We start from the raw sequence: 25,095 nt of genomic DNA, 5'->3' as shown, positions 1-25,095 counted from the left end.
GCAAAGTTGACACTCTGGCGGGGAGAACACGAAGAATCTCAGCCCTCTATCCTGCTGAAATCGGCCACGGAATGCACCGCATCGCGGAAACGGGCGAGCAGGCCGAGACGGTTGCTGCGCCTGTCCGGATCGTCCGCATTGACGGTGACCTCCTCGAAAAAGCTGTCGATCGGCGCCCGCAGCGTGGCGAGAGCCGACATGGCGGCGGCGAAGTCCTCTGCCTCGACCGCCTCGGACGCCCGGCGCTCCGAACTGTCCAGCGCGTCCGCCAGTGCCTTTTCCGCAGGTTCGGGCGTGTAGGAAAGTGTTTTCGACACTTCGGCCCGTGCAGCGACGATGTCCTTCATGTCGGGATCGTCGACCAGCACCAGCGGATCTTCCTCGCCCGTATGGGGGGACAGACGATCGTCGCGCTGCCAGTCCTCTTTCTTCAGGATATTCGCCGCGCGCTTGTACCCGGCGAGAAGGTTCACGCCGTCATCCGTCGCGATAAAGGCCTGCAGGGCATGGACGCGGGCGAGCAGGCGCACGAGATCGTCCTCGCCGCCCAACGCGAAGACCGCATCGATGAGGTCGTGGCGGACGCCAGCTTCGCGCTGCTGGACCTTGAGGCGATCGGCGAAGAAGTCGAGGAGGTCGGCAAGTCCCTTGTGCGCTTCATAAATCAGCTTCGCAGTATCATTAAGATAGGGAGATGCGTCACGTGACCCTTGGAGGCGCTCGGAAAACAGTGCCTTAGCTTCCTTTTCGGATTTCACCATGCGGCCGATCGACTGGATAAAGCCAGTTTCCGCTTCTTCAACTGAATCTACGATCTGATGTGCAGCGATCCTGTTCGACGGCATCGCCAGCGCTGTTCCGAACTTCACTCGAAGTTCATTGGTCAGTAAGAGTTGTAGCACTCCAATAGCGGCCCTACGCAGGGCAAATGGGTCTTTGGATCCCGTCGGCTTCTCTCCGACCGCAAAAAAGCTAACCAATGTATCCAGCTTGTCCGCAAGACTCACCGCCACCGTCACCGGCGCTGTCGGCACATCGTCGCCCCGCCCCACCGGCTTGTAGTGATCACGAATGGCGTCGGCGACTTCATCGGGCTGACCTTCGGCGCGGGCGTAGTATCCACCCATAAGCCCTTGAAGTTCGGGAAATTCTCCGACCATCTCGGTCACGAGGTCCGCCTTGGCTAGGCGCGCGGCCTGCTCGGCGAGATCGGGGTCGGCCTTGACGATGCCCTCCTCGGCCAGCCAGCGGGCAAGTTTCGCCACGCGGTCTACCTTATCGGCCACCGTGCCCAGCTTCTCGTGGAAGGTGATGCGTTCGAGGCCCTTCGCATGCTCGGCCAGCGTCTTCTTGCGATCGACGTCCCAGAAGAAGCGCGCGTCGGACAGGCGCGCGGCGAGGACCTTGCGGTTCCCGTCGACCACGCGCGCGCCGCCGTCTTCCGCCTCGATATTGGCGGTGCAGATGAAGGCGTTGGCCAGTTTGCCCGCCTCGTCCTCGCAGACGAAGTATTTCTGGTTCACGCGCGCGGTGAGCTGGATCGTCTCGGGCGGAACCTCGAGGAAATCGTCCTCGAACCGGCCGAGCAGCGGGACCGGCCATTCGGTCAGGCCGGCGTTCTCGATTACGAGGCCCTCGTCCTCGACCAGCTTGAGGCCTGCTTCTTCGGCAATTTTGGTCGCGCCCGAACGGATCAGGTCCTGCCGTTCCTCGTGGTCGACGATGACATGGGCCGCTCGCAGCTTCATGGCATAGTCGTCGGCGTCACCGATCGTGATGTCGCCCGAATGGTGGAAGCGGTGGCCCAGCGTCACGGCGCCGGATGTCACGCCATGCACCTCGCACTCGACGATGTCCGTGCCCAGCAGCGCGACGATGCCCGAAAGCGGGCGCACCCAGCGCAGGCTCTCGGTGCTGATGGAGGCCGCGCCCCAGCGCATCGACTTGGGCCAGCTGAAATCGCGGATGATGGCAGGGATCGCCTCGGCGAGCAGGTCCTTGGTCGCGCGGCCGGGAATGTTCTTCACGGCAAAATAGGTTTCGCGGCCCTTCACCTCGCGGATTTCGAGATCGGCCTTTTCGACCCCGGCCTTCCGGCAAAAGCCGGCAAGCGCCTGGTCGGGGGCACCGACCGGTGGGCCTTTCAGCTCTTCGGTCACGGCCTTGGTCGCCTCGGGCAATCCCTGCGCGATCAGTGCAAGGCGGCGCGGGGTCGACCAGACGGTAATCCCGCCGCATTCGACACCGGCGGCGTCCATTTCGCGGCGGAACAGATTTTCGAGTTCGGCACGCGCGCCGGCCTGCATGCGGGCAGGGATCTCTTCGCTGCGCAGTTCGAGGAGGAAGTCGGACCCGCTCATTTCGACCACTCCGGATATTTCTCGGCCCAGACCGGCGCTTCCTTCGCCATGTGCGCTTCGCACGACCCGCGCGCGAGGTCGCGGACGCGGCCCATGTAGCTGGCGCGCTCCTGCACGCTGATCACGCCGCGCGCCTGCAGCAGATTGAAGATGTGGCTCGCCTCGACCGCCTGCTCGTATGCGGCGATGGGCACTTCATTGGCGAGCGCATTCTTGCACTCGGCCTCTGCCTTGTTGAACAGGTCGAACAGCGCGTCCGTCTCGGCAACCTCGAAGTTCCACTTCGACATCTGCTTCTCGTTCTCGAGGAAGACATCGCCATAGGTCACGAGTCTTTCGCGTCCTACCGCTTCGCTGCTTGAGGACGTGCCCCCGTTGAAATTCAGATCGTAGACGTTGTCGACACCCTGGATATACATGGCGAGGCGTTCGAGACCGTAGGTCAGCTCGCCCGCGACCGGCTTGCAGTCGAAGCCGCCCATCTGCTGGAAATAGGTGAACTGGGTGACTTCCATCCCGTCGCACCAGACTTCCCAGCCCAGCCCCCATGCACCCAGCGTCGGGCTTTCCCAGTCGTCCTCCACGAAGCGTATGTCATGCTTCAGCGGATCGATGCCGATGACGCGAAGGCTTTCCAGATAAAGGTCCTGGATGTCCGGCGGGCTCGGTTTCAGGATCACCTGGTACTGGTAGTAATGCTGCAGCCGGTTCGGGTTCTCGCCATAGCGCCCGTCGGTTGGGCGGCGGCAGGGCTGTACGAAGGCGGCATTCCACGGCTCCGGCCCCAGCGCGCGCAGCGTAGTCGCTGTGTGGAACGTGCCCGCCCCCATCCGCATGTCGTAGGGCTGGAGGATCAGGCAGCCATGCGCGCTCCAGAAATCGTGGAGGGCGAGGATCATGTCCTGGAAGGACGCCGCAGGATTGCGGCCGCGGTTTCGTTCGGGCAGGCGGTCCATGGGCTGGCCCACTGCCTTAGCCATCTGGAGCGGTCAATGCTGCACTGCACGCAGCGGGCAGGCCGCGTCGCTGCAAAGGCGGGTTAGCCCTGCATTCACCCTTGCGCGGGCAGAGCGTGTGATCGAAGGAGATTGTATGCGATTCCCGATCCTTGCCAGCGCAGCTTTTGCCCTGTCCTCCGCCCTTTGCCTCGCCGGCCCTGCCGCGGCGCAGGACCAGCAATTGCCGTCGCCCGTCCCGGCCAGGACGGTCCCGGCGGAAGCAGTCGGCCTGGACGAAACCGGCAGCGGAGTGCCGGCCCTGTGGAAAGTCGCGGACGAGGACACGACTATCTACCTGTTCGGCACGGTCCATTCGCTGCCCGCAGATGTCGATTGGTATCGGGGAGAACTCGCCGCTGCCCTCGATTCTTCCGACGAGCTGGTGACGGAAATCGACATGAACCCCGAAGCGATGGCCGCAATGCAGCAGGTGATCGTGTCGAAGGCGCTCCTGCAGGAAGGTACGCTGCGCGGCCTCATGAACGAGGATCAGCTGGCCATCTACGAGGGTGCGATGGCGAAGCTGGGCCTGCTGCCCGACTCGTTCGACACGATGGAACCGTGGTTCGCCGCCCTGATGCTGAGCAACAGCGCCCTGTCGGAAGCTGGCTTCAGCCCGGCCGCCGGTGCGGAATCGGTGCTGGAGGATATCTCCGACGGATCGAAGAAACGCAGCGCGCTGGAGACCGTCGAGTTCCAGATGTCGATCTTCGACGAATTGCCGATGGATGCCCAGATGCGTTTCCTGCTGGAAGGGGCGGAAGAAATCGACACGCTGGCAGACGAGCTTCAGAAGATGGTCGATGAATGGGCGGTCGGCGATGCCGAGGGCCTGGCCGATCTCCTGAACGAGGCGTTCGAGGAAGACCCCGTGCTGGCCGAGCGGCTTCTCTATTCCCGCAATGCCGATTGGGCGGTCTGGATCGACGATCGCCTGGACGAACCGGGCAAGGTGTTCATGGCGGTTGGCGCAGGGCATCTTGCCGGCAACAATTCGGTGCAGGACTTGCTGGCAGAGCGCGGGATCACGGCGCTGCGCGTCCAGTGATGTGGCGTTTGCCCTGACTGCGGGCGCGCTGTGAAAGTCTGGCGGCGTTTGCTCAAGTCCCTACTGGCAGGCTGCGTCCTGCTGGCTGCGGCGTCGTGCGACGATGCTCGCGAACCGCCCTCGCCCCCCGTCCAAGGCACACCCGCCATCTGGGAAATCGCCTCTGCCGATGGAGAGGTCGAAGGCTGGCTGTTCGGGACCATCCACGCCCTGCCCGGCAATGCGCGCTGGCGCAGCGAAGCGGTCATGCTGGCGGTGGAGGAAGCGGACCTGCTCGCGGTCGAGATTGCCGCTCTGGACGACGGGGACGCCATTGCCGCCGTTTTCGCGCGCCTGTCCCATACGCCGGGCCAGCCTGCCCTGACGCAGCGCGTTCCGGCTGAACTGCATTCCCAACTGGCCGAACTGGTCAGGCGCAGCCCCTACGGTCCGAACGACTTCGGCGCTGTCGAGACATGGGGCGCCGCGCTGATCCTGGCGCAGGAATCCCAATCTTCCAATGACAAGGCCAACGGCGTGGACAAGGCGCTTGTCAACACGTTCCGCCCCGGCAGGCCCGTTCGCGAAGTGGAAGGCGCGGTGGCGCAGCTGGGCGTGTTCGACAGCCTGCCGGAAGAGGACCAGCGAGAACTTCTGGCCGTGACGATCAAGGAAGCCATGCGGGGCGACGACGCGGGCCGCAAGACTGCCGAGCGCTGGCTGGCAGGCGATGTCGAGGGAATGCTCGACCCGGGAGAGGAAAGCCTGCTCGACGACCCCGAACTGCGCGAGGCGCTGGTCGAGGGCCGCAACAGGGCCTGGATGCCGGTCATCACCGCCATGTTGGAACAGCGCCCCCGCCCGCTGATTGCCGTTGGCGCGGGGCATATGGGCGGGCCGGAGGGCTTGCCAGTGCTTCTTCGAGCGGCAGGCTACACCGTCACCCGGATGCGGTAGCGGCGACCACGTCCGTCAGCCGTTCCCGATGCGCGGATGCAGCGGCCAAATCCCTTGCTTTTGCCCGCCTGCGCCCGTAAGGGCCGCGGCTTCGGACACCATGGTCATCCCTGGAGGCGTGGTGGATCCGGATATTACAGCACATGCATTTTGAAAGGTAAGCGATATGAGCGATGCTCTGAACCTGCCGGCCGAAACGCGCGAACGGGCAGGCAAGGGAGCCTCCCGTGCACTGCGTCGCGAAGGCCGTGTTCCCGCCGTTGTCTATGGCGGCAAGGAAGAACCCACCCCGATCCACGTCGAGGAGAAGGAACTGGTCCGTCAGCTGATGACCGGTCACTTCATGAACTCCCTCGTCAGCATCGAGATCGGCGGCAAGAAGGTTCGCACCATCCCCAAGGATGTCGCTTTCCACCCGGTCACCGACCGTCCGATCCACGCCGATTTCTTCCGTCTTGCGAAGGGCGCGAAGATCGACGTCAGCGTCCCGGTTGTCTTCATCAATGAAGAAACCAGCCCCGGCCTGAAGAAGGGCGGCGTTCTGAACGTTGTCCGTCACGAGCTGGAACTGGTCTGCGATGCGGACAAGATCCCGGGCGAGATCGAAATCAACGTCGAAGGCAAGGAAGTCGGCGACTCGATCCACATCAGCGAAGTCACCCTTCCCGAAGGCAGCGAAAGCGCCATCACGGACCGCGACTTCACGATCGCAACGCTGGTTGCCCCGTCCGCTCTGAAGAAGAGCGAAGGCGACGACCAGACCGGCGAAGACATGGAGCCGGGCGAAACCGCTGCTACCGAGCAGGGTCCGGACGACGACGCCGCGCAGGAACAGGAAGACAAGAGCGAATAAGCTCTGCGTCATTCGAAACACGAAACGCCGGTCTCGAGAGAGGCCGGCGTTTTTGTTTTGTGCACGCCGTTCGGTGCGCGGTTTCCTCGCTCTCGTGCCCTTTGGGCACTTCGCTGCGGGCGGGCAGTCGCCCTTGCGGTCGGCTCGTCGCCGACCGGGCTTCGCCATCGGTCCATAAAGCTGCGACCATTCGATACGACCAGCCTTTGCGCGTTCGGCCACAGGGACCCTGCCGAAACTCAAACATTGCCTCGCACGCGCACTTCTTTATCCAGCCCCCATGCAGATCTGGACAGGGCTCGGCAATCCGGGGCCGAAATACACGATGAACCGCCACAATGTCGGCTTCATGGCGGTCGACGTCATCGCCAACATGCACGGCTTCGGCCCGGTGCAGAAGAAGTTCTCCGGCTGGGTGCAGGAAGGCCGCATCGGGCCCGAGAAGATCGTCTTGCTGAAGCCGGCGACATTCATGAACGAAAGCGGCCGCAGCGTCGGCGAGACGCTGCGTTTCTACAAGCTGGACGAAGGCGCCCTCACCGTATTCCATGACGAGCTCGACATCGCGCCGTACAAGGTGAAGGTGAAGCAGGGTGGCGGTCATGCTGGCCACAACGGCCTGCGGTCCATCGGACAGCATGTCGGCCCGGATTACCGCCGCATCCGGCTCGGCATCGGTCATCCCGGACACAAGGACGCGGTGCACGGCCACGTCCTCGGCAACTATCCCAAGGGCGAGCAGGACGATCTGGTCCAGATGCTCGCCGCCGTCGGTGCAGAAGCGGAATGGCTGGCCAAGGGCGACGACGGACGCTTCGCCAGCGACGTCGCGCTGCGGATGCAGGACTAGCCCGCCGCCCGCCGGATCCCGGCGAAAATTGTCGATTTTCTTGACAACTCGCTGGGCTCGGAAAGCCCGTTAACCATTACAAGTCGCAGCTGGCGGGAACTGGCACGCAAGCTGCATTCCATGTCGTAAACCATTCTCAGGGGAACGACGTTATGGCTCGGAAACTTCTTTTCGCAACGGCAGCAATCGCCGGACTGTCTCTGGCAACGCCCGCATCCGCCACCTGGTGGGGCACGTGGGGCAACTGGGGCAACTGGGGCGGCGGCGGTACGCACTCGCACTATTGGGATTGCGGTCACTACACCGGTTCCAGCGGCGGCAGCACCAGCAGCGGCGGCTCCACCACGTCCGGCGGTTCCACGACGTCGGGTGGCTCGACCACTACGGGCGGCTCGACCACGACGACCAGCGGCGGTTCGACCTCGGGCGGCAGCACGTCGGGCGGTACGCAGGTTCCCGAGCCGGGCATGCTCGGCCTGTTCGGCTTGGGCCTGGTCGGGATCGGCCTAGCCCGCACTCGTCGGCGCAAGCTCGTCGGCTGACCGGCCGAGACTATGCAAGCCTGAAAAAAGGGCGGGTCGCGTGATGCGGCCCGCCCTTTTTCGTATCCGGGTGTTTCGCGCCCGGTCAGTCGGAAGACTGGATCCGCGAACGAAGCTGGGCAACGCGCGGGTCGCCCGGATACCGTGTCTCCAGCCTTGTCAGATAGGTTCGCGCCAGTTCGCGATTGCCCAGCTGAGTGAGCGCGGTGGCGTAGATATACGCTCCCTCGGGTTGGTCGCGCAGTTCTTTCTCCCGCGATTGCAGGAGAGCGCGCACTTCTTCCCATTCGCCCCTCGTCGCGGCAAGGCGGGCCTGGAGGACGGCGAATCTCAGGTCGCTTCCCAGGGTGGCTTCATTGGCGTCCAGGAAATCCTCCAGCGCGTCCAGCTGGCCCAACTCGCCAAGCGCATCCGCCTTGCCGATGACTGCGGCGGCATGGTCGGCACGCTGTTCCAGGATCGCATCGAAATGCGACAGGGCACGGTCGGGCGACTCCTTTGCAAGCGCGAGGCGTCCCATCGCGAGGCGCGTGCCGATGGCATCCGGCGCAGCCTTGGCCGCACGCCGGGTAAGCTCGCTCGCTTTCGGCGTGTCCCCGTCCGCGAGTGCGAAAAGGGCATAATCCGACAGGATGGCAGCATCGCCGGGTGACGCTTCGACGCCTTTCTCCAGTTCGCTGCGGGCCGCATCGAAGTCGCCGAGCGCGACATGCGCGCGGGCCCTGATGCGGTGGGCGTCCGCGTCGTCTGTCGTCGCTGCCAGCTCCAGCGCTTCGGCAGGTCGTCCGCGGTAAAGTTCCGCCTCGGCGCGCAGGACCGCGAGATCGGCCCCTGTGTCCCCCAGCGCGTCGAGCTGCGACCAGGCCCCTTCGCCGTCTTCCAGCGCGAGATAGGTCTGCGCCAGTTTCAGGCGGGCGTCGCGGTTGTCCGGCTGTTCGTTCACCACCGAAATCAGGTCGAGACGCGCGGCCTTCAGATCGCCCGATTGCAGGTTGCTTTCGGCACGCGCAATCCGGTCGGCCACGCTCGGTTCGCTGCAGGCACTCAACATGGCCAGCCCGGCGAACGCAGTCAGGGCGCGTCTGCGAAAGGCGGCTGCGTGTTTTGGCTTGGATATTTGCATGTGCTGCGCGCTACAGGGTAAACCTGAAAAAAAGGTGACGGGAACGCTTCCGGCAGGCTCATGCCGAACCCCGAAACCTGCCGTGCCGTCGATGTCTGGAGATACTGTATGACCGCCCTCACCCGCCGCTCGCTCCTTGCCGGCGCTGCTGCCACCGGCGCTCTCGCCGCGACCTCACTGCGCGCACAGGCCGACCTGGTCGAGGCAACGCCCGACCTCTCGGGCAAGTCGGTTCTCATCACCGGCTGCTCTTCCGGTTTCGGCCGGTTGGGGGCGGAGCATTACGCGCGTCTGGGCGCGAAGGTGTTCGCCACGATGCGCAACATGCCCCGGCCCGAGGCGGACGAACTGCGCAACCTAGCGATGGCGGAAGGCTTGCAGCTCTTTATCATCGAGATCGACGTGACCGACGACGAGAGCGTGATGGCGGGCGTCGAGGAAGCGGAGCGCCTGAACGGCGGCGGGCTGGACGTGCTGGTCAACAATGCCGGCATCGGCCTGTCGGGCCCGATCGAGGTACAGGACATGGAAGCGACCATGCTCATGTACGATACCAACGTCTTCGGCGCGCACCGCATGGCCCGTGCCGTGCTTCCGAGAATGCGGGCGAAGGGCGGCGGACAGATATTCCAGATTTCCAGCCAGCTTGGCCGGGTCATCATCCCCTATTCCGGCCACTACTCGCCAACCAAATTCGCGCTGGAAGCGACCAGCGAGGCGATGGCCTACGAACTGGTGCCCCACAATATCGACGTGACCATCGTAGAGCCGGGCGGCTATCCGACCGAGGTCTGGGTCAATCGCAACATTTATACAAAGGCGCTGAAAGAGCGTGCGCAGGACGTCCATACCTCCGGCTATCCGCAGGTCGTCGCCCGCATGGGGACCGAAGACGGTTCGGGCCGCTCCGCCGATCCGATGGACATACCGCGCCTGATCGCCCGGACGATCGCCATGCCGGCAGGCACGCGTCCGCTGCGTGCCGAGGTCAGCGGCAGCCGCATCCCGCAGGTCGGGATCAACGAGGCCACCCGCGAAACCCAGCTCGCATGGCTGGGCGAGAGCGGCTACGGCCCGCTGATCAAGGCGGTGCACGACTGACACGGCGGGTTCGGCCCCATTGCCTCTCTCAAACTCCGCCGGCCGATGAACCGGCGTAAGAACTGGTAAAGCCGGGCGCGCCCCGCTAAGGGCGCGCGAAACCTCATTACTGGAGCACCCCCATGGGATTCCGCTGCGGGATTGTCGGCCTGCCCAATGTCGGCAAGTCCACCCTTTTCAATGCCCTCACCGAAACGCAGGCCGCGCAGGCCGCAAACTATCCGTTCTGCACGATCGAGCCCAATGTCGGGCAGGTCGCGGTCCCGGACGAACGACTGGAGAAGATCGCCGGCATCGCCAACAGTGCGAAGGTGATCCACACCCAATTGGGCTTCACCGACATCGCCGGCCTGGTGAAAGGCGCGTCCAGCGGCGAGGGCCTGGGCAACCAGTTCCTCGGCAATATCCGCGAAGTCGATGCCATCGTCCACGTGCTGCGCTGTTTCGAGGATGACGACATCCAGCACGTCAGCAACAAGGTCGATCCCATCGCCGATGCCGAGGTGGTCGAGACCGAACTGGCGCTGGCCGACATGGAAAGCCTGGAGAAGCGCGTCGCCAATGCGGAAAAGCGCGCGACCGCAGGGGACAAGGAGGCGAAGGCTCTCGCCAGCGTCCTGGGACAGGCGCTGGAGCTGCTGAAGGACGGCAAGCCCGCCCGCCTCGTCGAACCCAGGGATGATGAGGAAGAGCGGCTGTTCGCGCAGGCGCAATTGCTGACCGCCAAACCCGTTCTGTATGTCTGCAATGTCGCCGAGGAAGATGCGGCTGAGGGCAATGCCCTCTCCGCCCGCGTGTTCGAGAAGGCCGAGGCCGAGGGCGCACAGGCCGTTGTCGTATCCGCCGCAATCGAGGCCGAACTGGTTGCGATGGAGGGCGAGGAACGCGCCGAGTACCTGTCCGAACTGGGCCTGGAGGAAAGCGGCCTCGCCCGCGTGATCCGCGCCGGTTACAAACTGCTCGGCCTCAACACCTTCTTCACGGCCGGGCCGAAGGAATCGCGCGCCTGGACCTTCCCTGCCGGTGCCAAGGCTCCGCAGGCTGCCGGTGAAATCCATACCGACTTCGAGAAGGGTTTCATCCGCGCAGAAACCATCGCCTATGACGATTACGTGGCGCTGGGCGGCGAAAGCGCGGCGCGCGAAGCCGGCAAGCTGCGGCAGGAAGGCAAGGAATACCTCGTCCAGGACGGCGACGTGATGCTGTTCAAATTCAACGTCTGATCGGCCGGACCCATTTCTCCCCTCGCCCGTTGCAACCGGCAACCAGCAGGGGAGAAATTTACGTGGTAGACAAGTCCGAGAAATTCAATTGGTTGGTGCGGGTCGGCTATTTCAGCCGCGCGATCCTATACACCGTGCTGGGCCTGATCGCCCTCACGAGCGCCAGCAAGATTGCCGAAGGCACAAATGGCGTGTTCCGCGCCATCGAGGACTATCCGCTGGGCACCGCGATCCTGTGGATCATGGTCATCGGCCTGATCGCCTATGCCCTGTTCCGTTTCTGCTCGCTGTTCTTCGATATCGAGAACAATGGTTCCGACGCGAAAGGCTGGGGCAAGCGGATCGGCCATGCCGGTAGCGGCATCGCCCACCTCGCCCTCGCCTATTCCGCCTACCGTTTCGCAACGAGCGATGGCGGCGGCTCGGGCGGCGGCGGCGGCGGCGCGCAAGAAGCGGCGTCCGGTGTCCTCGGTTTCGAACTGGGCGGCGTCGTTCTCGGCCTGCTCGGCATCGCGCTGTTCGTGGCAGCATTCCATCAGGCGAAGAAGGGCATCACCGGCAGCTTCATGCACCGCATCAGCGGGCAGGCCCCGGACTTTACCCGCTGGCTTGGCGGCGCTGGCTTCCTTGCACGCGCAGTCGTCTATGTCGTCATCGGCTGGTCGCTGCTCCAGGCAGGTTTCATGTCCGGCGGAAGCGACCAGGTGAAGACGCTGGGCGATGCGGTTGCGAGCCTCGCGGGTGAAGGAATCATCTTCACGCTCACGGCGATCGGTCTGCTGCTGTTCGGCATCTTCAGTCTGATCCTCGCCCGGTATCGTATCATTCCGGAACTGGACTCCAGCGCAGGTGTCCCCAAGTTCCGGATCTGATGACCAATACTACTGACAGCAATGCACAGGTGGGCGGCCGGAAGGTCGCCCGTCTTTACCGTATGGTGATGGACAAGCACGTCTGTCCCTACGGGACGAAGTCCAAATACCTGCTCGAGCGTGAGGGATACACGGTGGAGGACCACCACCTGACCACGCGCGAGGAAACCGACGCGTTCAAGGAAAAGCACGGCGTGAAGACCACGCCGCAGACCTTCATCGGCGGCGAGCGATTGGGCGGATACGACGCGCTTCGCGCCCATTTCGGCCGCGACAAGGACGATGGCGGCAAGAGTTATACCCCGGTCCTGGCAGTCTTCGCGGTCGGATTGGCGCTCGCCGTCTCCCTTGCGTTCTTCGTCTACGGCACACCGCTCCACATCCGCACGGCCGAATGGTTCGTCGCCTTTTCGATGGCGATGCTCGCAATGCTGAAATTGCAGGACGTCGAGCAGTTCTCGACAATGTTCGTCGGCTATGACCTGTTGGGGCAGCGCTTCGTCCCCTATGCTTACGCCTACCCGTTCCTGGAAGCGACGGCTGCGGTGCTGATGGCCGGGCGGATCCTGCCGTGGATCTCGATTCCGGTGGCCCTTACCATCGGGACGATCGGTGCGGTGAGCGTGTTCTACGCCGTCTATGTCCAGAAACGCGACATCAAATGTGCCTGCGTCGGCGGCAGCGGTGATGTCCCACTCGGCTTCATCTCTCTCAGCGAAAACCTTGCCATGGTCGGTATGGCGATCTGGATGCTCTTGCGCCCTACCCTTTAACGCGTAGTGTCGCGCCATGCTGTATTACGAAGATATCGAGGTCGGATCGCGTTCAAGCTTCGGCCATTACGAAGTCACGGCGGAAGAGGTTCGGGAATTCGCCTCGAAATACGACCCGCAGGCTTTCCATCTCGACGCAGACGCCGCGGCAGCGACCCATTTCGGCCGCATCTCGGCAAGCGGGTGGCACACCTGCGCCATGACCATGCGGATGATGGTCGATAACATGAAGGACAATGCGCAGGCAGGGCTGGGTTCGCCCGGGGTCGACCAGCTGCGCTGGAAGAAACCCGTCTATCCCGGCGATACGTTGCGGGTAGAGACCGAGGTGATCGAGAAGCGCCGCAGCAAGTCGCGGCGGGAAATGGGCATCTTCAAGTCACGCGGCACCACCTACAACCAGCACGGCGAAGCGGTGCTGGAAATGGTCAGCAACGGATTGATCGAGGTCCGGGACAAGGATGCCCCGATCGAGGATTGACCGACCGCGCCCGGCTGCGTCCGGTCAGACGGAACCGGACGAACATTGCAGCGTGCCGGATAGCTCGGCCGTATCACCCGCCGCCGTGCGAACGGTCAGCGTGGCGCCAGTTTCGCTGCGACCACCTCCGGATGCCTTCTCCTCACCCTCGACTGCCAGCGACAGGTTCGCCGGGGCGGCGGTATAGGAAAGCCCGATACCGAGCGGCCCCTCGCCGGCATCGTCCGCCACCGGCAGCGCAACCGCTTCGCCGTCCAGCTTGAGCCATGCCTGTTCGGGCTGGATCAGGGCCAGCGCCCTTATGCTACCCCCGGCCTCGCGGAAACCGCAGACCGTGCCGTAGATTTCGTGACGTTCGATATCGGGCGCACCCAGCGCGCCAAGCTGGAGAGATCCGGCAGTTTCGTCGGCAGCGGTTTCCTCGCCCGAGTTGCAGCCTGCCAGCAGGATCGCGGCAAGCCCCGCGCTAATGACGCCCGAACAGTTTCTCGACATCGTCCATCCCCAGCTTCACCCATGTGGGCCGTCCATGGTTGCATTGCCCCGATCGCGGCGTGCGCTCCATTTCACGCAGCAACGCATTCATTTCGTCGACGCGCAATGTGCGCCCCGCCCTGACCGATCCGTGGCACGCCATCGTCGCCAGGACGAGATCCAGTTTCTCCCCCAGCAGCAGGCTCGTGCCATGCTTTGCCAGGTCATCCGCAATGTCCTGGAGCAGCTTGTGCGGGTCGCCGCCTGCCAGTGCATGGGGCATGGAACGGACCAGCATGGCGCCGGGACCGAAACGTTCGATGGCAAGGCCCAGCGCGTCCAGCTTGTCCGCTGCCTCTTCCAGCCGGTCGCAGGCAGGCTCCTCCAGCTCGACGACTTCGGGGATCAGCATGGCCTGGCTGCGGGCGACCGCTTCCCCCGCCCCCGCTGCCTTCAGCCTTTCGAGGACGAGCCGCTCGTGCGCCGCGTGCTGGTCGACCAGAACCAGCCCGTCCTTCGATTCCGCGACGATGTAGGTGTTCGCAACCTGCCCCCGCGCAATACCCAAAGGGAAATCCTGCTCTACCGCCACGGGCGCCGCTTCCTCGGCGCGGCCCATCGGCGCGGTCATCACGTCCTGTTCGTAACCTCGCCAGTCGGGGCGAGCTTCGCCGACGCGCTGCGCTGGCGCGCTCCAGTCGCGGTTGTCGAAGATGGACCGCAGCGCCGGTGCCGGTTCCTCGCGGACCGGTTCCTGCTGCCACCTTTCCATGGCAGCGCGGTCCGGACCCTGCGCGCTTCGCCGGTCCCCCGTCGATAGCGCCTGCCGGAGCCCGGAAACGATGAAGCCGCGAACGCCCTGCGCATCACGGAAACGAACCTCCGTCTTTGCCGGATGGACGTTCACGTCGACATCTTCCGCCGGAAGGTCGAGGAACAGGGCGAGCACGGCGTGGCGATCTCGGGCCAGCATGTCGGAATAGGCGCCCCGCACCGCGCCGACCAGCAGGCGGTCCTTCACCGGGCGACCGTTGACGAACAGGTACTGGTGGTCCGCTACGCCGCGATTATAGGTCGGCAGCCCTGCAATGCCGGTCAGCCGCATGGCGCCCCGTTCCATGTCGAGCAGCACGCCGTTGTCCTTCAGTTCGCGCGTGACGATCTGCGCCACGCGGTCGGCCAGCGCCTCGTCCGGCTGCGTTGCGATGGTTCGCCGGTCGCCATGTTGCAGGGTGAAGCCGATGTCCGGCCGCGCCATCGCGAGACGCCGCACGATATCGAGGCACGCGCCGTATTCGCTGCGCGCCGTGCGCAGGAACTTGCGCCGGGCGGGAACCTTGGCGAACACCTGCTCGACCCGCGCCCGAGTGCCCGGCGGCAGGGCGGCCGGCCCCTCCTCCACCAGCACGCCGTGATCGATAATGCGGCGCCAGCCATTGTCCGCATCGTGTGGCCGGCTTTCCAGCGTGAAGCGAGAGACGCTTGCAATGGAAGGCAGGGCCTCCCCCCGGAATCCCAGCGTCGCCACGCGCTCGATCGCCTGGTCCTCTCCGATCAGGGTATCGGGCAATTTCGAAGTCGCATGGCGTTCGAGCGCCATTTCCATCGCCGCCGGTTCCATCCCGCAGCCATTATCGGTCACCTCCAGCCGGGTGAGCCCGCCATCGACCAGCGAGACAGCAATCCGGGTCGCCCCGGCATCGACTGCGTTTTCTACCAGTTCCTTCAGCGCGGCGGCCGGACGTTCGACCACCTCGCCAGCGGCGATCCGGTTGACGAGATGTTCTGGCAGGCGACGAATTTCCGGCATTTGCGGAACCATAGCGACCAGTGGCCCGCTATACGAGACGGATGGGGGGTTTTGCCCCGACAATCTGGCAATTCGCATGGCATTTTGCCCGGCGACTCGGTAAGGACGCGCATTCACAAACGCGCTGGGTTGCACGCTTCGCAAGAGACGGTCTTATCCCACGGGAATGTCACGGCTAATTCTGAATAACTTCAAGACAATGGAATCCGGTTCACGATGAGTTTTCTGAGCAACCTTTTCAAATTCGGTTCGCAGAACATGGCGATCGACCTCGGAACGGCCAATACGCTGGTCTATGTGCAGGACCAGGGCATCGTGCTGGATGAACCGTCCGTCGTTGCGATCGAGACCATCAACGGCCAGACCAAGGTCAAGGCCGTCGGCGACGATGCCAAGCTGATGATGGGCAAGACGCCCGACAGCATCCAGGCCATCCGCCCGCTGCGCGACGGTGTGATCGCCGACATCGAAATCGCGGAAGAGATGATCAAGCACTTCATCCGCAAGGTGCACGGGAAGAAGAGCCTGTTCCGCTATCCCGAGATCACGATCTGTGTGCCGTCGGGCTCTACCTCGGTGGAAAAGCGCGCGATCCGCGATGCGGCGAGCAATGCCGGTGCCAGCGCCGTCTACCTGATCCTGGAACCCATGGCCGCCGCCATCGGCGCCGACATGCCGGTGACGGAGCCGGTCGGTTCCATGGTCGTCGATATCGGCGGCGGCACGACCGAAGTCGCGGTGCTGTCGCTGCGCGGCCTTGCCTACACCACTTCGGTTCGCACCGGCGGCGACAAGATGGACGAAGCCATTGTCTCCTACGTCCGACGACATCACAACCTGCTGATCGGCGATTCAACGGCCGAGCGGATCAAGAAGGATTACGGCGTCGCCGTCGCTCCTGCCGACGGGATCGGGGAAAGCATCGTCATCAAGGGCCGCGACCTGGTGAACGGCGTACCCAAGGAAATCACCATCAACCAGGGTCATGTGGCTGAGGCCTTGAACGAGCCGATCGGCGCCATCGTCGAAGGCGTACGCATCGCTCTGGAAAATACCGCGCCAGAACTGGCTGCCGACATCGTCGACCAGGGCATCGTGCTCACCGGCGGCGGTGCGCTTATCGCAGGGCTCGACGATCACCTGCGCGATGAAACCGGCCTGCCGGTCAGCATCGCGGAAGATCCGCTGACCTGCGTTGCCATCGGAACGGGCCGCGCGATGGAGGACCCGATCTATCGCGGCGTCCTGATGACGGCCTGATAGGACGAGGAGGGGCAACGCATGGCGCCGCCTGCATCATCCAGGCGCTCCGGCCATTCGCGTAGGGCGCAATACGGGCTGTTCACGGGGTATGTCGTCGCCGGACTGGGCGCGCTGATCGGTGCTATCCTGCTGGCGCTTTCCCTGCTTCGGCCGGACATCATGTCCGGCCCGAACACCGCTGCCAGCGATACGGTAAAGCCGGTGGCGGAGGCGAATGCCGTCGTTCGCAGCGAAAGTCGCGGCTTCATCGAAAACATACGCGGCTATCTGCGCGCGGGCAGCCAGAACGAGGCGCTGCGGCGCGAAGTCGAACTTGCCCGCATCCGGCTTGCCGAAGCAGAGGCGCTGAAACAGGAAAACGCCCGCTTGCGCGGCATATTGGGGCTGCGCGAGGATGGACGGGAGCCGGTGACGGTTGCCCGTCTGATCGGGTCGAGTTCGTCCAGCACCCGTCGCTTCGCCTATCTCGGCGCAGGCAGGCGCGACGGTGTCGAGGCGGGCATGCCCGTCCGCTCCGCCCGCGGCGTGGTCGGCCGCGTGCTGGAAGTCGGCACCAGAAGCTCGCGCGTCCTCTTGCTGACCGACAGCGAAAGCATCGTGCCGGTCCGCCGCGCGACCGACGATACCGTCGCGTTCGCCGAAGGGCGCGGCGACGGGCAGATCGACATCCGCCTGATTAATCTCGGCATCAACCCGCTGAAGGTCGGCGACGTGTTCGTGACCAGCGGCGCAGGCGGATTCTACGCCCCCGGTATCGCCGTCGCCATCGTATCGAAGCTGACGGATGACGGCGGGATCGCCCGCATCATTTCCGATCCCGCGGCCACCGACTACGTGTCGGTCGATCCCATCTTCCAGCCTGCAGCAACTTCGGGCGCGGCGACCCCGGTCGAGATCGACCTGTCGGCCGATGCGGAAGGAGAGTCCGAAGGCGACGCGGACGCAGACACAGACACCGACCGGTGATCGAGCGGCTGTCCAACAATTCGCGGCGCGACAGATATGGTAGCCGGATAAACCGCGATCACTCGCGGATCCTCGCCAATGTCCTTCCGTGGCTTTCGATCCTTATCGGTTCGATGCTGCCATTCCTCGCCATGGTCAGCGCCATCCCGCTCGTTCCCCCGCTCGGGTTCCTGATGATGCTGGCCTGGCGGCTCGTGCGTCCGGGGCTCCTTCCGGTCTGGGCGGGTTTCCCCCTCGGCCTGTTCGACGACCTGTTCAGCGGACAGCCACTCGGCAGTGGTATCGTGTTCTTTTCCGTGACCATGCTTGCCATCGAGGCGTTCGAGACCCGCTTCCCGTGGCGCAGTTTCTGGCAGGACTGGCTGGCCGCCTCGCTTGCCATCATGGTCGCAATCGTCGGCGCTGCCCTCCTGTCGGGGGCCGATGTCAGTCTGTGGGCAATCATCGCAACCGGTCCCCAGATCCTGCTCTCGATCCTCATCTTCCCGGTTGTCGCGCGCATCGTGGCGGTGCTCGATCGGCTGCGCCTTCTTCGCTTCAGGGTGAACGACTGATGCTGAGCGGGAAGTCGGGGCAGATCATCACCGGGGCGACGCTGAAGAACAGCTTCGACCGGCGCAGCTTCGTGCTCGGGTCGTTCGGGGCCGGCATCGGCACGCTGCTGGCTGTTCGCATGGGCTATATCGCCATTGCCGAGAACGAGCGGTACGAGGTCGAGAGCGAGAGCAACCGCGTCAACCTGACCCTGATCCCGCCGCGCCGAGGCTGGATCCTCGATCGCAACGGCGCTCCCCTCGCCTCCAACCGCGCCGATTTTCGGGTCGACATCATTCCCGAACGTTTGGTGAATGCAGAGCAGCAGGTCGAGATCCTCGGCGAATTGCTGGACCTCGACCCGGTGCGCAAGGCGGACATCCTCGACGAGATCGAGAAAGGCACGAGCTACCAGCCGGTCGAGGTTGCCAGCGGCCTGGATTACGATCAGTTCGCCGCTGTCAGCCTTCGCCTGCCGGACCTGCCGGGCGTCATCCCGCAGCGCGGTTTTTCCCGCTATTACCCGACCGGCCCCAGCGTCGGCCACCTCATCGGCTATGTCGGTGTCGCCAACGCGGAAGAGTATGAGGAGGAGAAGAACCCCCTGCTCGTGACGCCGGGCTACAAGATCGGCAAGGACGGCCTGGAAAAACAGTTCGAGCAGGTCATCCGTGGTGAACCTGGAGCGCGCCGCGTGGAGGTGACCGCATCGGGCCGAATCGTGCGCGACCTGGACACGCGGCCCGATGTGCAAGGCGATCCCCTCAGGACCACGATCGACGGACCGTTGCAGGATTACGCCGCGCGGCGGATCGGGCTGGAAAGCGGCTCTGTCGTCGTGATGGACTGCGAAACGGGCGACCTCTTGTGCATGGCATCCATGCCCAGTTTCGATCCCAACAGCTTTTCCTCCGGCATCGGCAGCCTTGAATATTCCATGCTGCGCGATGACGAGCGCGTACCGCTGCGCAACAAGGTCCTGAAAGGCCTTTATCCGCCCGGCTCCACGATCAAGCCGATGCATTCGATGGCCTTCCTGCTCGACGGGGTCGATCCTTCGGAGACGATCCAGTGCGGCGGCGGACGGCGCATAGGCAACCGGTTCTTCAATTGCTGGAGCAATCACGGCACGGTCGACATGGCGAAAGCCATCTACCAGAGCTGCGACAGCTATTACTACCACTTCGCGCAGCAGGTCGGCTTCGGCAGGGTCGCCGCCTTTGCGAAGCGGCTGGGCATGGGGCAGCAATTCGACCTGCCGGTTCTGAACCAGTTCTACGGCACGGTGCCCAGCCCCGACTGGAAGCAGAACAAGTTCGACCGTGCCTGGGAGCCCTACGACACCGTCAACGCCTCAATCGGCCAAGGCTATTACCTTGCCAATCCGCTGCAACTGGCGGTGATGTCGGCACGGCTCGCAACGAACAAGCATGTCGAGCCGCGGCTGCTGCTAACGGGCAAGACACCGACTTTTCAAAGCGAAGGATTCAACTCCGAACACCTGGTCAAGGTGCGCGAGGCGATGAGCGACGTTGTCAACGGGCCCGGCACGGCAGGGCGTGCGCGCCTGCCGCTCGACGATGTGAAGATGGCGGGCAAGACCGGCACGGCGCAGGTGGTCTCGCTCAGTGTTTCCGATGGACGGTCCGGCCCCTGGAAATACCGCGATCACGGCCTGTTCGTTTTCTTCGCCCCGCTGGAAAAGCCGAAATACGCCGGCGCGGTGGTGATCGAGCATGGCGGCGGTTCCGGCTCCGCCTACCCCATCGCGCGAGATGTTATGACCTACCTGTTCGACCCGGCAAAAGGCATGGAGGCGCTGCGCACCTACGAGGAACAATGGGGCGGCACCGCGCAGGAACGCCTCAATCGCAAATATGCAGCCTATGCCCAGGCCGCCGGTGAACAGGTCGAGCCGATCGCCGCCCGGAACGAGGATATCGGTGCCCGCGTCGAGGCAGAGGCACGCGCCGCTGCCGCGCAGCAGGAAGCCATTGCCGAGCAATTGCGCGGGGAGCGGGCGGAGTGAGCGGTATCGTCCCAACCCCGGTGGCCCGCCAGCCATGGGGGATGCTCTTCCCGCTCCTGTTGCTGACTGGCTTCGGCGGGCTGGTCCTGTTCTCGGCAGCGGGCGGCAATCTCCAGCCCTATGCCATGTCGCATGGTATCCGGTTCGCCGTATTCCTGGTGATGGCCGGCATCCTGACCCTGTTCACGCGCGACCTTGCGCGGTTTGCCGCCTATCCGATCTATGCGATCACCCTTGTCCTGCTGGTCGGGGTGGAGGTCATGGGCGCGCTGGGGGGCGGCGCACAGCGCTGGCTGGACCTCGGCTTCATGCGCCTGCAGCCGTCGGAGATCATGAAGCCGGCGATCGTCTTGGTGCTGGCCCATTTCTATGCGTCCCTGCCCACCGGCATGATCAATACCTGGCGCGCGCTCATGCCGGCAGCAGGTCTGATCGGAATGCCTGTCGCGCTGGTCCTGATGCAGCCCGATCTCGGGACCTCGCTCGCGATTGTGTTCGGGGCGGGCGTCGTTCTCTTCCTCGCCGGCCTGCCGCTCAAATGGTTTGTCGGTGCCGGGCTGGCAGGCGCGGCCGCGATCCCGCTCGCATATTTCTTCGCACTGCAGCCGTACCAGCAGAAGCGCGTGAACACCTTCCTCGACCCGGAAAGCGATCCGCTGGGCACCGGATACCACATCACCCAGTCGAAAATCGCAATCGGGTCCGGTGGGTGGTTCGGCAAGGGGTTCAACGAAGGCTCGCAAAGCCATCTGAACTATCTGCCCGAACCGCATACCGACTTCGTTTTCGCCACAATGGCAGAGGAATGGGGGCTGCTGGGCGGCATCTTCGTAATCGGCGCCTTCGGCCTGATCCTGGGCTGGGGGATGAAAGTCGCGCGCGCTGCTGAACACCGGTTCGACCGCCTGCTGGCATCGGGGATGACCGCCACCATCTTCTTCTACGTCGCCATCAACCTGATGATGGTCATGGGGCTGGCGCCGGTCGTCGGCATCCCGCTGCCGTTCATGAGCCATGGCGGTTCGTCGATGATGACCAACATGATCTGCATCGGCAGCCTGATGATGGTCAACAGGTGGAACCGCAAACGCAGCAGCGGCGGGCTGATTTCGGACTGAGCGCCCTTGGCGAAGGCAGTAGGCCTGGGTCGTCGATGGGCGACAAAATGAATGCCGCGCCTGCGGGGAAAGGCCGAATTGCAACCGTCGTTCAGCCGCCCATTTGCAAGAAATGGAAATTGCCTCTTGTATCGCGCCGCGCACGCGCTAAATGCGGCGCCTCTCGAGTCGAGATGGACATCGGATGATCCATCGCAGCCCCGAGTGTGGACGCATAGCTCAGTTGGTAGAGCAGCTGACTCTTAATCAGCGGGTCCTAGGTTCGAACCCTAGTGCGTCCACCACCCTCCTCCTCTCACATTGCGGTTTCGAGTGGCCCGTGCCATGTCTGGTGAGTTCGTGCGCCGCATCGATGTGACGCGCTTGACAGCATCACATTGAAATGTGAGACGGGCGGCCATGAACACCGTCGAAAAAGTCCGCACCCTCGTTTCCCAAGGCCTCATGACCCGTGCCGGCCTCGCGCGGGCGGCAGGGTTGCATGCCAATACCCTGCGGGATTGCACGGAAGCCAGCTGGAACCCCACCACCGATACGCTCGGCAAGCTGCAGGCCTTCCTGGAAGAGAACGACGAGACACCGGTCATCGTTGGCGCGGAAGAGATCATCGACGAGGCGCGCAATGGCCGCATGTTCATCCTTGTCGATGACGAGGACCGCGAGAACGAAGGTGACCTCATCATCCCGGCACAGATGGCGACCCCCGATGCCATCAATTTCATGGCGACCCATGGCCGCGGCCTCATCTGCCTGTCGCTAGACCGCCGCCGCGTGGAGGCACTGGGCCTCGAACCCATGACCCGCGAGAACCGCGAGAGCATGCAGACGGCCTTCACCACCTCGATCGAGGCGAAGCACGGCGTCACCACGGGCATTAGCGCGGCCGACCGCTCGCGCACCGTGCTTGTGGCCATCGACGAGGGCAAGGGACCGGACGATATCGTCAGTCCGGGTCACGTCTTCCCGCTGGCCGCCCGCGACGGGGGCGTTCTGGTCCGGGCCGGCCATACTGAGGCCGCGGTGGACATCTCGCGTCTCGCGGGGCTCAATCCCTCCGGCGTGATCTGCGAGATCATGAACGAGGACGGGACGATGGCCCGGCTCGACGATCTGGTCGGTTTCGCGCGCAAGCATGATATGAAGATCGGCACCATTCGCGACCTAATCGAATACCGCATGCGTCACGACCATCTGGTCGAGCGCAAGTCGGACGAGGCCTTCACTTCGGATTACGGTGGCGACTGGCGCATGATGACCTATCGCAACACGGTCGATGGCAGCGAGAGCTACGTCCTGCAGAAAGGCCGCGTCGAGGAAGGCAAGCCCACCCTCGCCCGCGTCCACCCGATCTCGATCTTCGACGATGTTCTTGGCAAGCCTGGCGAGCGCAAGCGCACGCTCCAGCGGGCCATGGCGGCGGTGGGCGAGCACGGATCGGGCGTCATCGTGATCATCACCGGCAGGCCCGCCTCCGGCTATGGCGAGAACGAGGCCGAGCGCAATGTCGGTATCGGGTCGCAAATCCTGGCGGATCTCGGCGTCGAGGACATGATCCTGCTCAGCAATTCGCAGCCCAACGTCGTCGCCATCGAAGGTTACGGCCTGAACATCGTCGATCACCGACCCATCCCGGAGTAAGCCCATGGCCCGTTTCCTTATCGTCGAAGCGCGTTTCTACGAGCACCTGAACGACCAGCTGATTGCCGGTGCGCGCGCAGCGCTTGAAAGCGCGGGCCATGATGTAGAGGTTCTGACCGTGCCCGGTGCGCTGGAAATTCCCGGAGCCATTGCCCTGGCGGTGGAAAGCGGCGGATACGATGCCTTCGTCGCCATCGGCGTCGTCATTCGCGGCGAAACCTATCATTTCGAGATCGTCGCCGGGGAAAGCGCGCGGGCCATCATGGCCCTGACGATGGACGGTATCGCCATCGGCAACGGAATCATCACGGTGGAGAACGAGGAGCAGGCGCAGGTTCGTGCCGACCCGTCGCAGAAGGACAAGGGCGGCGAAGCTGCAAAGGCAGCTATCGCGCTGCTGGATTTGCGCAGGAATTTCGGCCTCTGACCGCACCTGCCGGGAAGCCCGGCGATTGGGTCCGATCCGGATTGGATTGCGCTGGCCGCCCTGCCGTCACTGGCGCATAGCCCTCGCGTTCGATCGCAAGGACAGCATTATGAAACACACCGCAACCGCGCAGCATGGCTGCCGCGAAGCCGCTTTGCGCCAATTGGCAAGACAGTGGCAGGACGATCTCGAAACGCTCGATGCCATGGGGCTGCATCTCGCCGCTGCGCGTCTCGACGGCGCATTGTCGACGGTGAAGCGGAGCCTTGCCGACTAGTTTCGGCGTATCGGGCCGGGCATGAGATGGCGGTGCCCCCGATCGTAGGGAGCACCGCCACTTGGTTGCCTGCTTTTCGAACTGTGAGAGCGGAATTCGCCTTAGGCACCGATGCGACCGAAGCACGCCGTGCCCGCGTAATGCGCGCTGCCGCCCAGTTCTTCCTCGATCCGGATGAGCTGGTTGTACTTCGCAAGCCGGTCGGACCGCGCGAGGGAGCCGGTCTTGATCTGCCCGCAATTGCTCGCCACCGCGAGGTCGGCAATCGTTGCGTCCTCGGTCTCGCCAGAGCGGTGCGACATCACGCTGGTATAGCCGGCGCGGTGCGCGATATCGACCGCCTCCAGCGTTTCCGAAAGCGTGCCGATCTGGTTGACTTTCACCAACAGCGAATTGGCCAGCCCGCGCTCGATCCCGTCGGCCAGGCGCGCCGGATTGGTCACGAACAGGTCGTCGCCCACCAGCTGCACGCGGTCGCCGATGGCATCGGTCAAGGCTTTCCAGCCATCGAAGTCGTCTTCTGCCATGCCATCCTCGATCGACTTGATCGGGTAGTCGTCGCACAGTTTCGCCAGGTATTCCGCCATTCCGGCACCATCCAGCGACAGCTTTTCGCCCGACACCTCGTACTTTCCGTCGCGGAAGAATTCGGTCGAAGCGCAGTCGAGGGCCAGCACCACGTCCCGGCCCGGCGTGAAGCCCGCCTGCTCGACGGAGCGCATGATGAAATCGAGCGCATCGCGGGTGCTCGACAGGTTCGGCGCGAAACCGCCCTCGTCCCCGACGGAGGTCGACAGGCCTTTTTCCGCGAGGCCCTTCTTCAGGGTGTGGAAGATCTCCGCACCCCAGCGCACGCCCTCCGCGATGCTGTCGGCACCTACCGGCATGACCATGAACTCCTGGATGTCGATCGGATTGTCGGCGTGCTCGCCGCCATTGACGATGTTCATCATCGGCACGGGCAGGACGTGGGCGGACACACCGCCGATATAGGCCCAGAGCGGCATTCCGCGCGCAGCTGCGGCCGCCTTCGCCATGGCGAGGCTGACGCCGAGGATCGCATTCGCGCCCAGGCGGCTCTTGTTGTCCGTGCCGTCGAGGCCGATCAAAGCCATGTCGATGTCGCGCTGGTCTTCCGCATCGAGGCCGAGAATCGTCTCGGCGATCTCCGTATTGACGGCTTCGACCGCCTTCGTGACGCCCTTGCCAAGATAACGTGCCTTGTCCCCGTCGCGCAATTCGACCGCCTCGTGCGCGCCGGTCGACGCGCCGGAGGGAACGGCGGCCCGGCCCATGCTTCCATCCTCGAGCAGGACATCGACCTCGACCGTGGGATTGCCCCGCGAATCGAGGATTTCGCGGGCGTGCAGGTCGATGATGGCAGTCATGGTCGATACCC

The 25,095-nt window shown here is 64.1% G+C and carries 24 protein-coding genes and 1 tRNA gene; 19 read left to right on the top strand and 6 right to left on the bottom strand.

Annotated features, from left to right (window positions below; genetic code table 11):
• Positions 1 to 38: 38 nt before the first annotated feature.
• Together glyS and PF049_08845 are read right to left on the bottom strand one after the other, a co-directional pair.
• Complete coding sequence (gene glyS / locus PF049_08850) at positions 39 to 2,360, bottom strand: glycine--tRNA ligase subunit beta (protein ID WBY15706.1); 2,322 nt, start codon at positions 2,358 to 2,360, stop codon at positions 39 to 41.
• The gene (locus tag PF049_08845; GenBank protein ID WBY17894.1) at positions 2,357 to 3,316 is read right to left on the bottom strand and encodes a glycine--tRNA ligase subunit alpha; all 960 of its coding nucleotides are present in this window, start codon (positions 3,314 to 3,316) and stop codon (positions 2,357 to 2,359) included. Before PF049_08845 ends, glyS begins: the two co-directional genes overlap by 4 nt.
• Positions 3,317 to 3,452: 136 nt before the next feature.
• On the opposite strand from PF049_08845, the gene PF049_08840 reads away from it, so the two are divergent.
• From PF049_08840 to PF049_08820, 5 genes are all read left to right on the top strand, one after another.
• Entirely contained in the window at positions 3,453 to 4,406 is a 954-nt protein-coding gene (locus PF049_08840) for a TraB/GumN family protein (GenBank protein WBY15705.1), read from the top strand.
• A gap of 48 nt (positions 4,407 to 4,454) precedes the next feature.
• On the top strand, positions 4,455 to 5,342 hold the full coding sequence (locus tag PF049_08835; GenBank protein WBY15704.1) for a TraB/GumN family protein: 888 nt from the start codon (positions 4,455 to 4,457) through the stop codon (positions 5,340 to 5,342).
• 166 nt (positions 5,343 to 5,508) lie between these two features.
• The gene (locus tag PF049_08830) at positions 5,509 to 6,195 is read left to right on the top strand and encodes a 50S ribosomal protein L25/general stress protein Ctc (GenBank protein WBY15703.1); all 687 of its coding nucleotides are present in this window, start codon (positions 5,509 to 5,511) and stop codon (positions 6,193 to 6,195) included.
• Positions 6,196 to 6,475: 280 nt separating this feature from the next.
• Positions 6,476 to 7,045 (top strand): aminoacyl-tRNA hydrolase, encoded by a 570-nt coding sequence (gene pth, locus PF049_08825; protein WBY15702.1) that lies wholly within the window; start codon positions 6,476 to 6,478, stop codon positions 7,043 to 7,045.
• 152 nt (positions 7,046 to 7,197) lie between these two features.
• On the top strand, positions 7,198 to 7,587 hold the full coding sequence (locus tag PF049_08820) for a PEP-CTERM sorting domain-containing protein (GenBank protein WBY15701.1): 390 nt from the start codon (positions 7,198 to 7,200) through the stop codon (positions 7,585 to 7,587).
• 85 nt (positions 7,588 to 7,672) lie between these two features.
• On the opposite strand, the gene PF049_08815 is transcribed toward PF049_08820, so the two are convergent.
• Positions 7,673 to 8,638, bottom strand: coding sequence for a tetratricopeptide repeat protein (locus tag PF049_08815; protein WBY15700.1), 966 nt, complete (start codon positions 8,636 to 8,638; stop codon positions 7,673 to 7,675).
• Between the two features lie 180 nt (positions 8,639 to 8,818).
• Here PF049_08815 and PF049_08810 point away from each other — a divergent pair, with 180 nt between their 5' ends.
• The 5 genes from PF049_08810 to PF049_08790 all read left to right on the top strand — a co-directional run bounded on the left by PF049_08810 (position 8,819) and on the right by PF049_08790 (position 13,160).
• Positions 8,819 to 9,811 (top strand): SDR family oxidoreductase, encoded by a 993-nt coding sequence (locus tag PF049_08810; GenBank protein ID WBY15699.1) that lies wholly within the window; start codon positions 8,819 to 8,821, stop codon positions 9,809 to 9,811.
• Positions 9,812 to 9,933: 122 nt separating this feature from the next.
• Positions 9,934 to 11,034 carry a redox-regulated ATPase YchF gene (ychF, locus tag PF049_08805; protein WBY15698.1) on the top strand — a complete coding sequence of 367 codons (1,101 nt, stop codon included), beginning with the start codon at positions 9,934 to 9,936 and terminating at the stop codon, positions 11,032 to 11,034.
• Between the two features lie 62 nt (positions 11,035 to 11,096).
• A complete protein-coding gene (locus tag PF049_08800; protein ID WBY15697.1) occupies positions 11,097 to 11,906 on the top strand; it encodes a DUF1206 domain-containing protein in 810 nt (269 codons plus the stop codon).
• A complete protein-coding gene (locus PF049_08795) occupies positions 11,906 to 12,679 on the top strand; it encodes a glutaredoxin (GenBank protein WBY15696.1) in 774 nt (257 codons plus the stop codon). Before PF049_08800 ends, PF049_08795 begins: the two co-directional genes overlap by 1 nt.
• 16 nt (positions 12,680 to 12,695) lie before the next feature.
• The gene (locus PF049_08790) at positions 12,696 to 13,160 is read left to right on the top strand and encodes a MaoC family dehydratase (GenBank protein WBY15695.1); all 465 of its coding nucleotides are present in this window, start codon (positions 12,696 to 12,698) and stop codon (positions 13,158 to 13,160) included.
• 24 nt (positions 13,161 to 13,184) lie between these two features.
• Here PF049_08790 and PF049_08785 read toward each other — a convergent pair whose 3' ends face one another.
• Together PF049_08785 and mutL are read right to left on the bottom strand one after the other, a co-directional pair.
• Positions 13,185 to 13,655, bottom strand: coding sequence for a hypothetical protein (locus tag PF049_08785; protein WBY15694.1), 471 nt, complete (start codon positions 13,653 to 13,655; stop codon positions 13,185 to 13,187).
• Positions 13,627 to 15,444, bottom strand: a complete 1,818-nt coding sequence (mutL, locus tag PF049_08780; protein ID WBY15693.1) for a DNA mismatch repair endonuclease MutL — start codon at positions 15,442 to 15,444, stop codon at positions 13,627 to 13,629. The genes PF049_08785 and mutL overlap by 29 nt, the downstream gene beginning before the upstream one ends.
• 216 nt (positions 15,445 to 15,660) lie before the next feature.
• Here mutL and PF049_08775 point away from each other — a divergent pair, with 216 nt between their 5' ends.
• The 9 genes from PF049_08775 (at position 15,661) to PF049_08735 (ending at position 23,696) form a co-directional block, all read left to right on the top strand.
• Entirely contained in the window at positions 15,661 to 16,704 is a 1,044-nt protein-coding gene (locus PF049_08775) for a rod shape-determining protein (GenBank protein WBY15692.1), read from the top strand.
• Between the two features lie 21 nt (positions 16,705 to 16,725).
• On the top strand, positions 16,726 to 17,673 hold the full coding sequence (mreC, locus tag PF049_08770) for a rod shape-determining protein MreC (GenBank protein ID WBY15691.1): 948 nt from the start codon (positions 16,726 to 16,728) through the stop codon (positions 17,671 to 17,673).
• On the top strand, positions 17,673 to 18,227 hold the full coding sequence (mreD, locus tag PF049_08765) for a rod shape-determining protein MreD (protein WBY17893.1): 555 nt from the start codon (positions 17,673 to 17,675) through the stop codon (positions 18,225 to 18,227). Before mreC ends, mreD begins: the two co-directional genes overlap by 1 nt.
• Positions 18,227 to 20,236: a penicillin-binding protein 2 gene (gene mrdA / locus PF049_08760; GenBank protein WBY15690.1), complete on the top strand. Its 2,010-nt coding sequence runs from the start codon at positions 18,227 to 18,229 to the stop codon at positions 20,234 to 20,236. Before mreD ends, mrdA begins: the two co-directional genes overlap by 1 nt.
• Before the next feature lie 41 nt (positions 20,237 to 20,277).
• A complete protein-coding gene (gene rodA, locus PF049_08755; GenBank protein WBY17892.1) occupies positions 20,278 to 21,354 on the top strand; it encodes a rod shape-determining protein RodA in 1,077 nt (358 codons plus the stop codon).
• Between the two features lie 208 nt (positions 21,355 to 21,562).
• Positions 21,563 to 21,638: transfer RNA gene (locus PF049_08750), tRNA-Lys, on the top strand.
• A gap of 115 nt (positions 21,639 to 21,753) precedes the next feature.
• The gene (gene ribB, locus PF049_08745; GenBank protein ID WBY15689.1) at positions 21,754 to 22,992 is read left to right on the top strand and encodes a 3,4-dihydroxy-2-butanone-4-phosphate synthase; all 1,239 of its coding nucleotides are present in this window, start codon (positions 21,754 to 21,756) and stop codon (positions 22,990 to 22,992) included.
• 4 nt (positions 22,993 to 22,996) lie between these two features.
• Complete coding sequence (gene ribH, locus PF049_08740) at positions 22,997 to 23,419, top strand: 6,7-dimethyl-8-ribityllumazine synthase (GenBank protein ID WBY15688.1); 423 nt, start codon at positions 22,997 to 22,999, stop codon at positions 23,417 to 23,419.
• A gap of 109 nt (positions 23,420 to 23,528) precedes the next feature.
• Positions 23,529 to 23,696, top strand: coding sequence for a hypothetical protein (locus PF049_08735; GenBank protein WBY15687.1), 168 nt, complete (start codon positions 23,529 to 23,531; stop codon positions 23,694 to 23,696).
• Positions 23,697 to 23,797: 101 nt separating this feature from the next.
• On the opposite strand, the gene eno is transcribed toward PF049_08735, so the two are convergent.
• A complete protein-coding gene (gene eno / locus PF049_08730) occupies positions 23,798 to 25,084 on the bottom strand; it encodes a phosphopyruvate hydratase (protein WBY15686.1) in 1,287 nt (428 codons plus the stop codon).
• Positions 25,085 to 25,095: the final 11 nt, after the last annotated feature.

This window comes from Erythrobacteraceae bacterium WH01K (assembly GCA_027941995.1).
Classification (GTDB): Bacteria; Pseudomonadota; Alphaproteobacteria; order Sphingomonadales; family Sphingomonadaceae; genus CAJXSN01.
The sequence above is the reverse complement of the archived record's forward strand: the minus strand, read 5'-3'. Positions and strand labels throughout refer to the sequence as shown.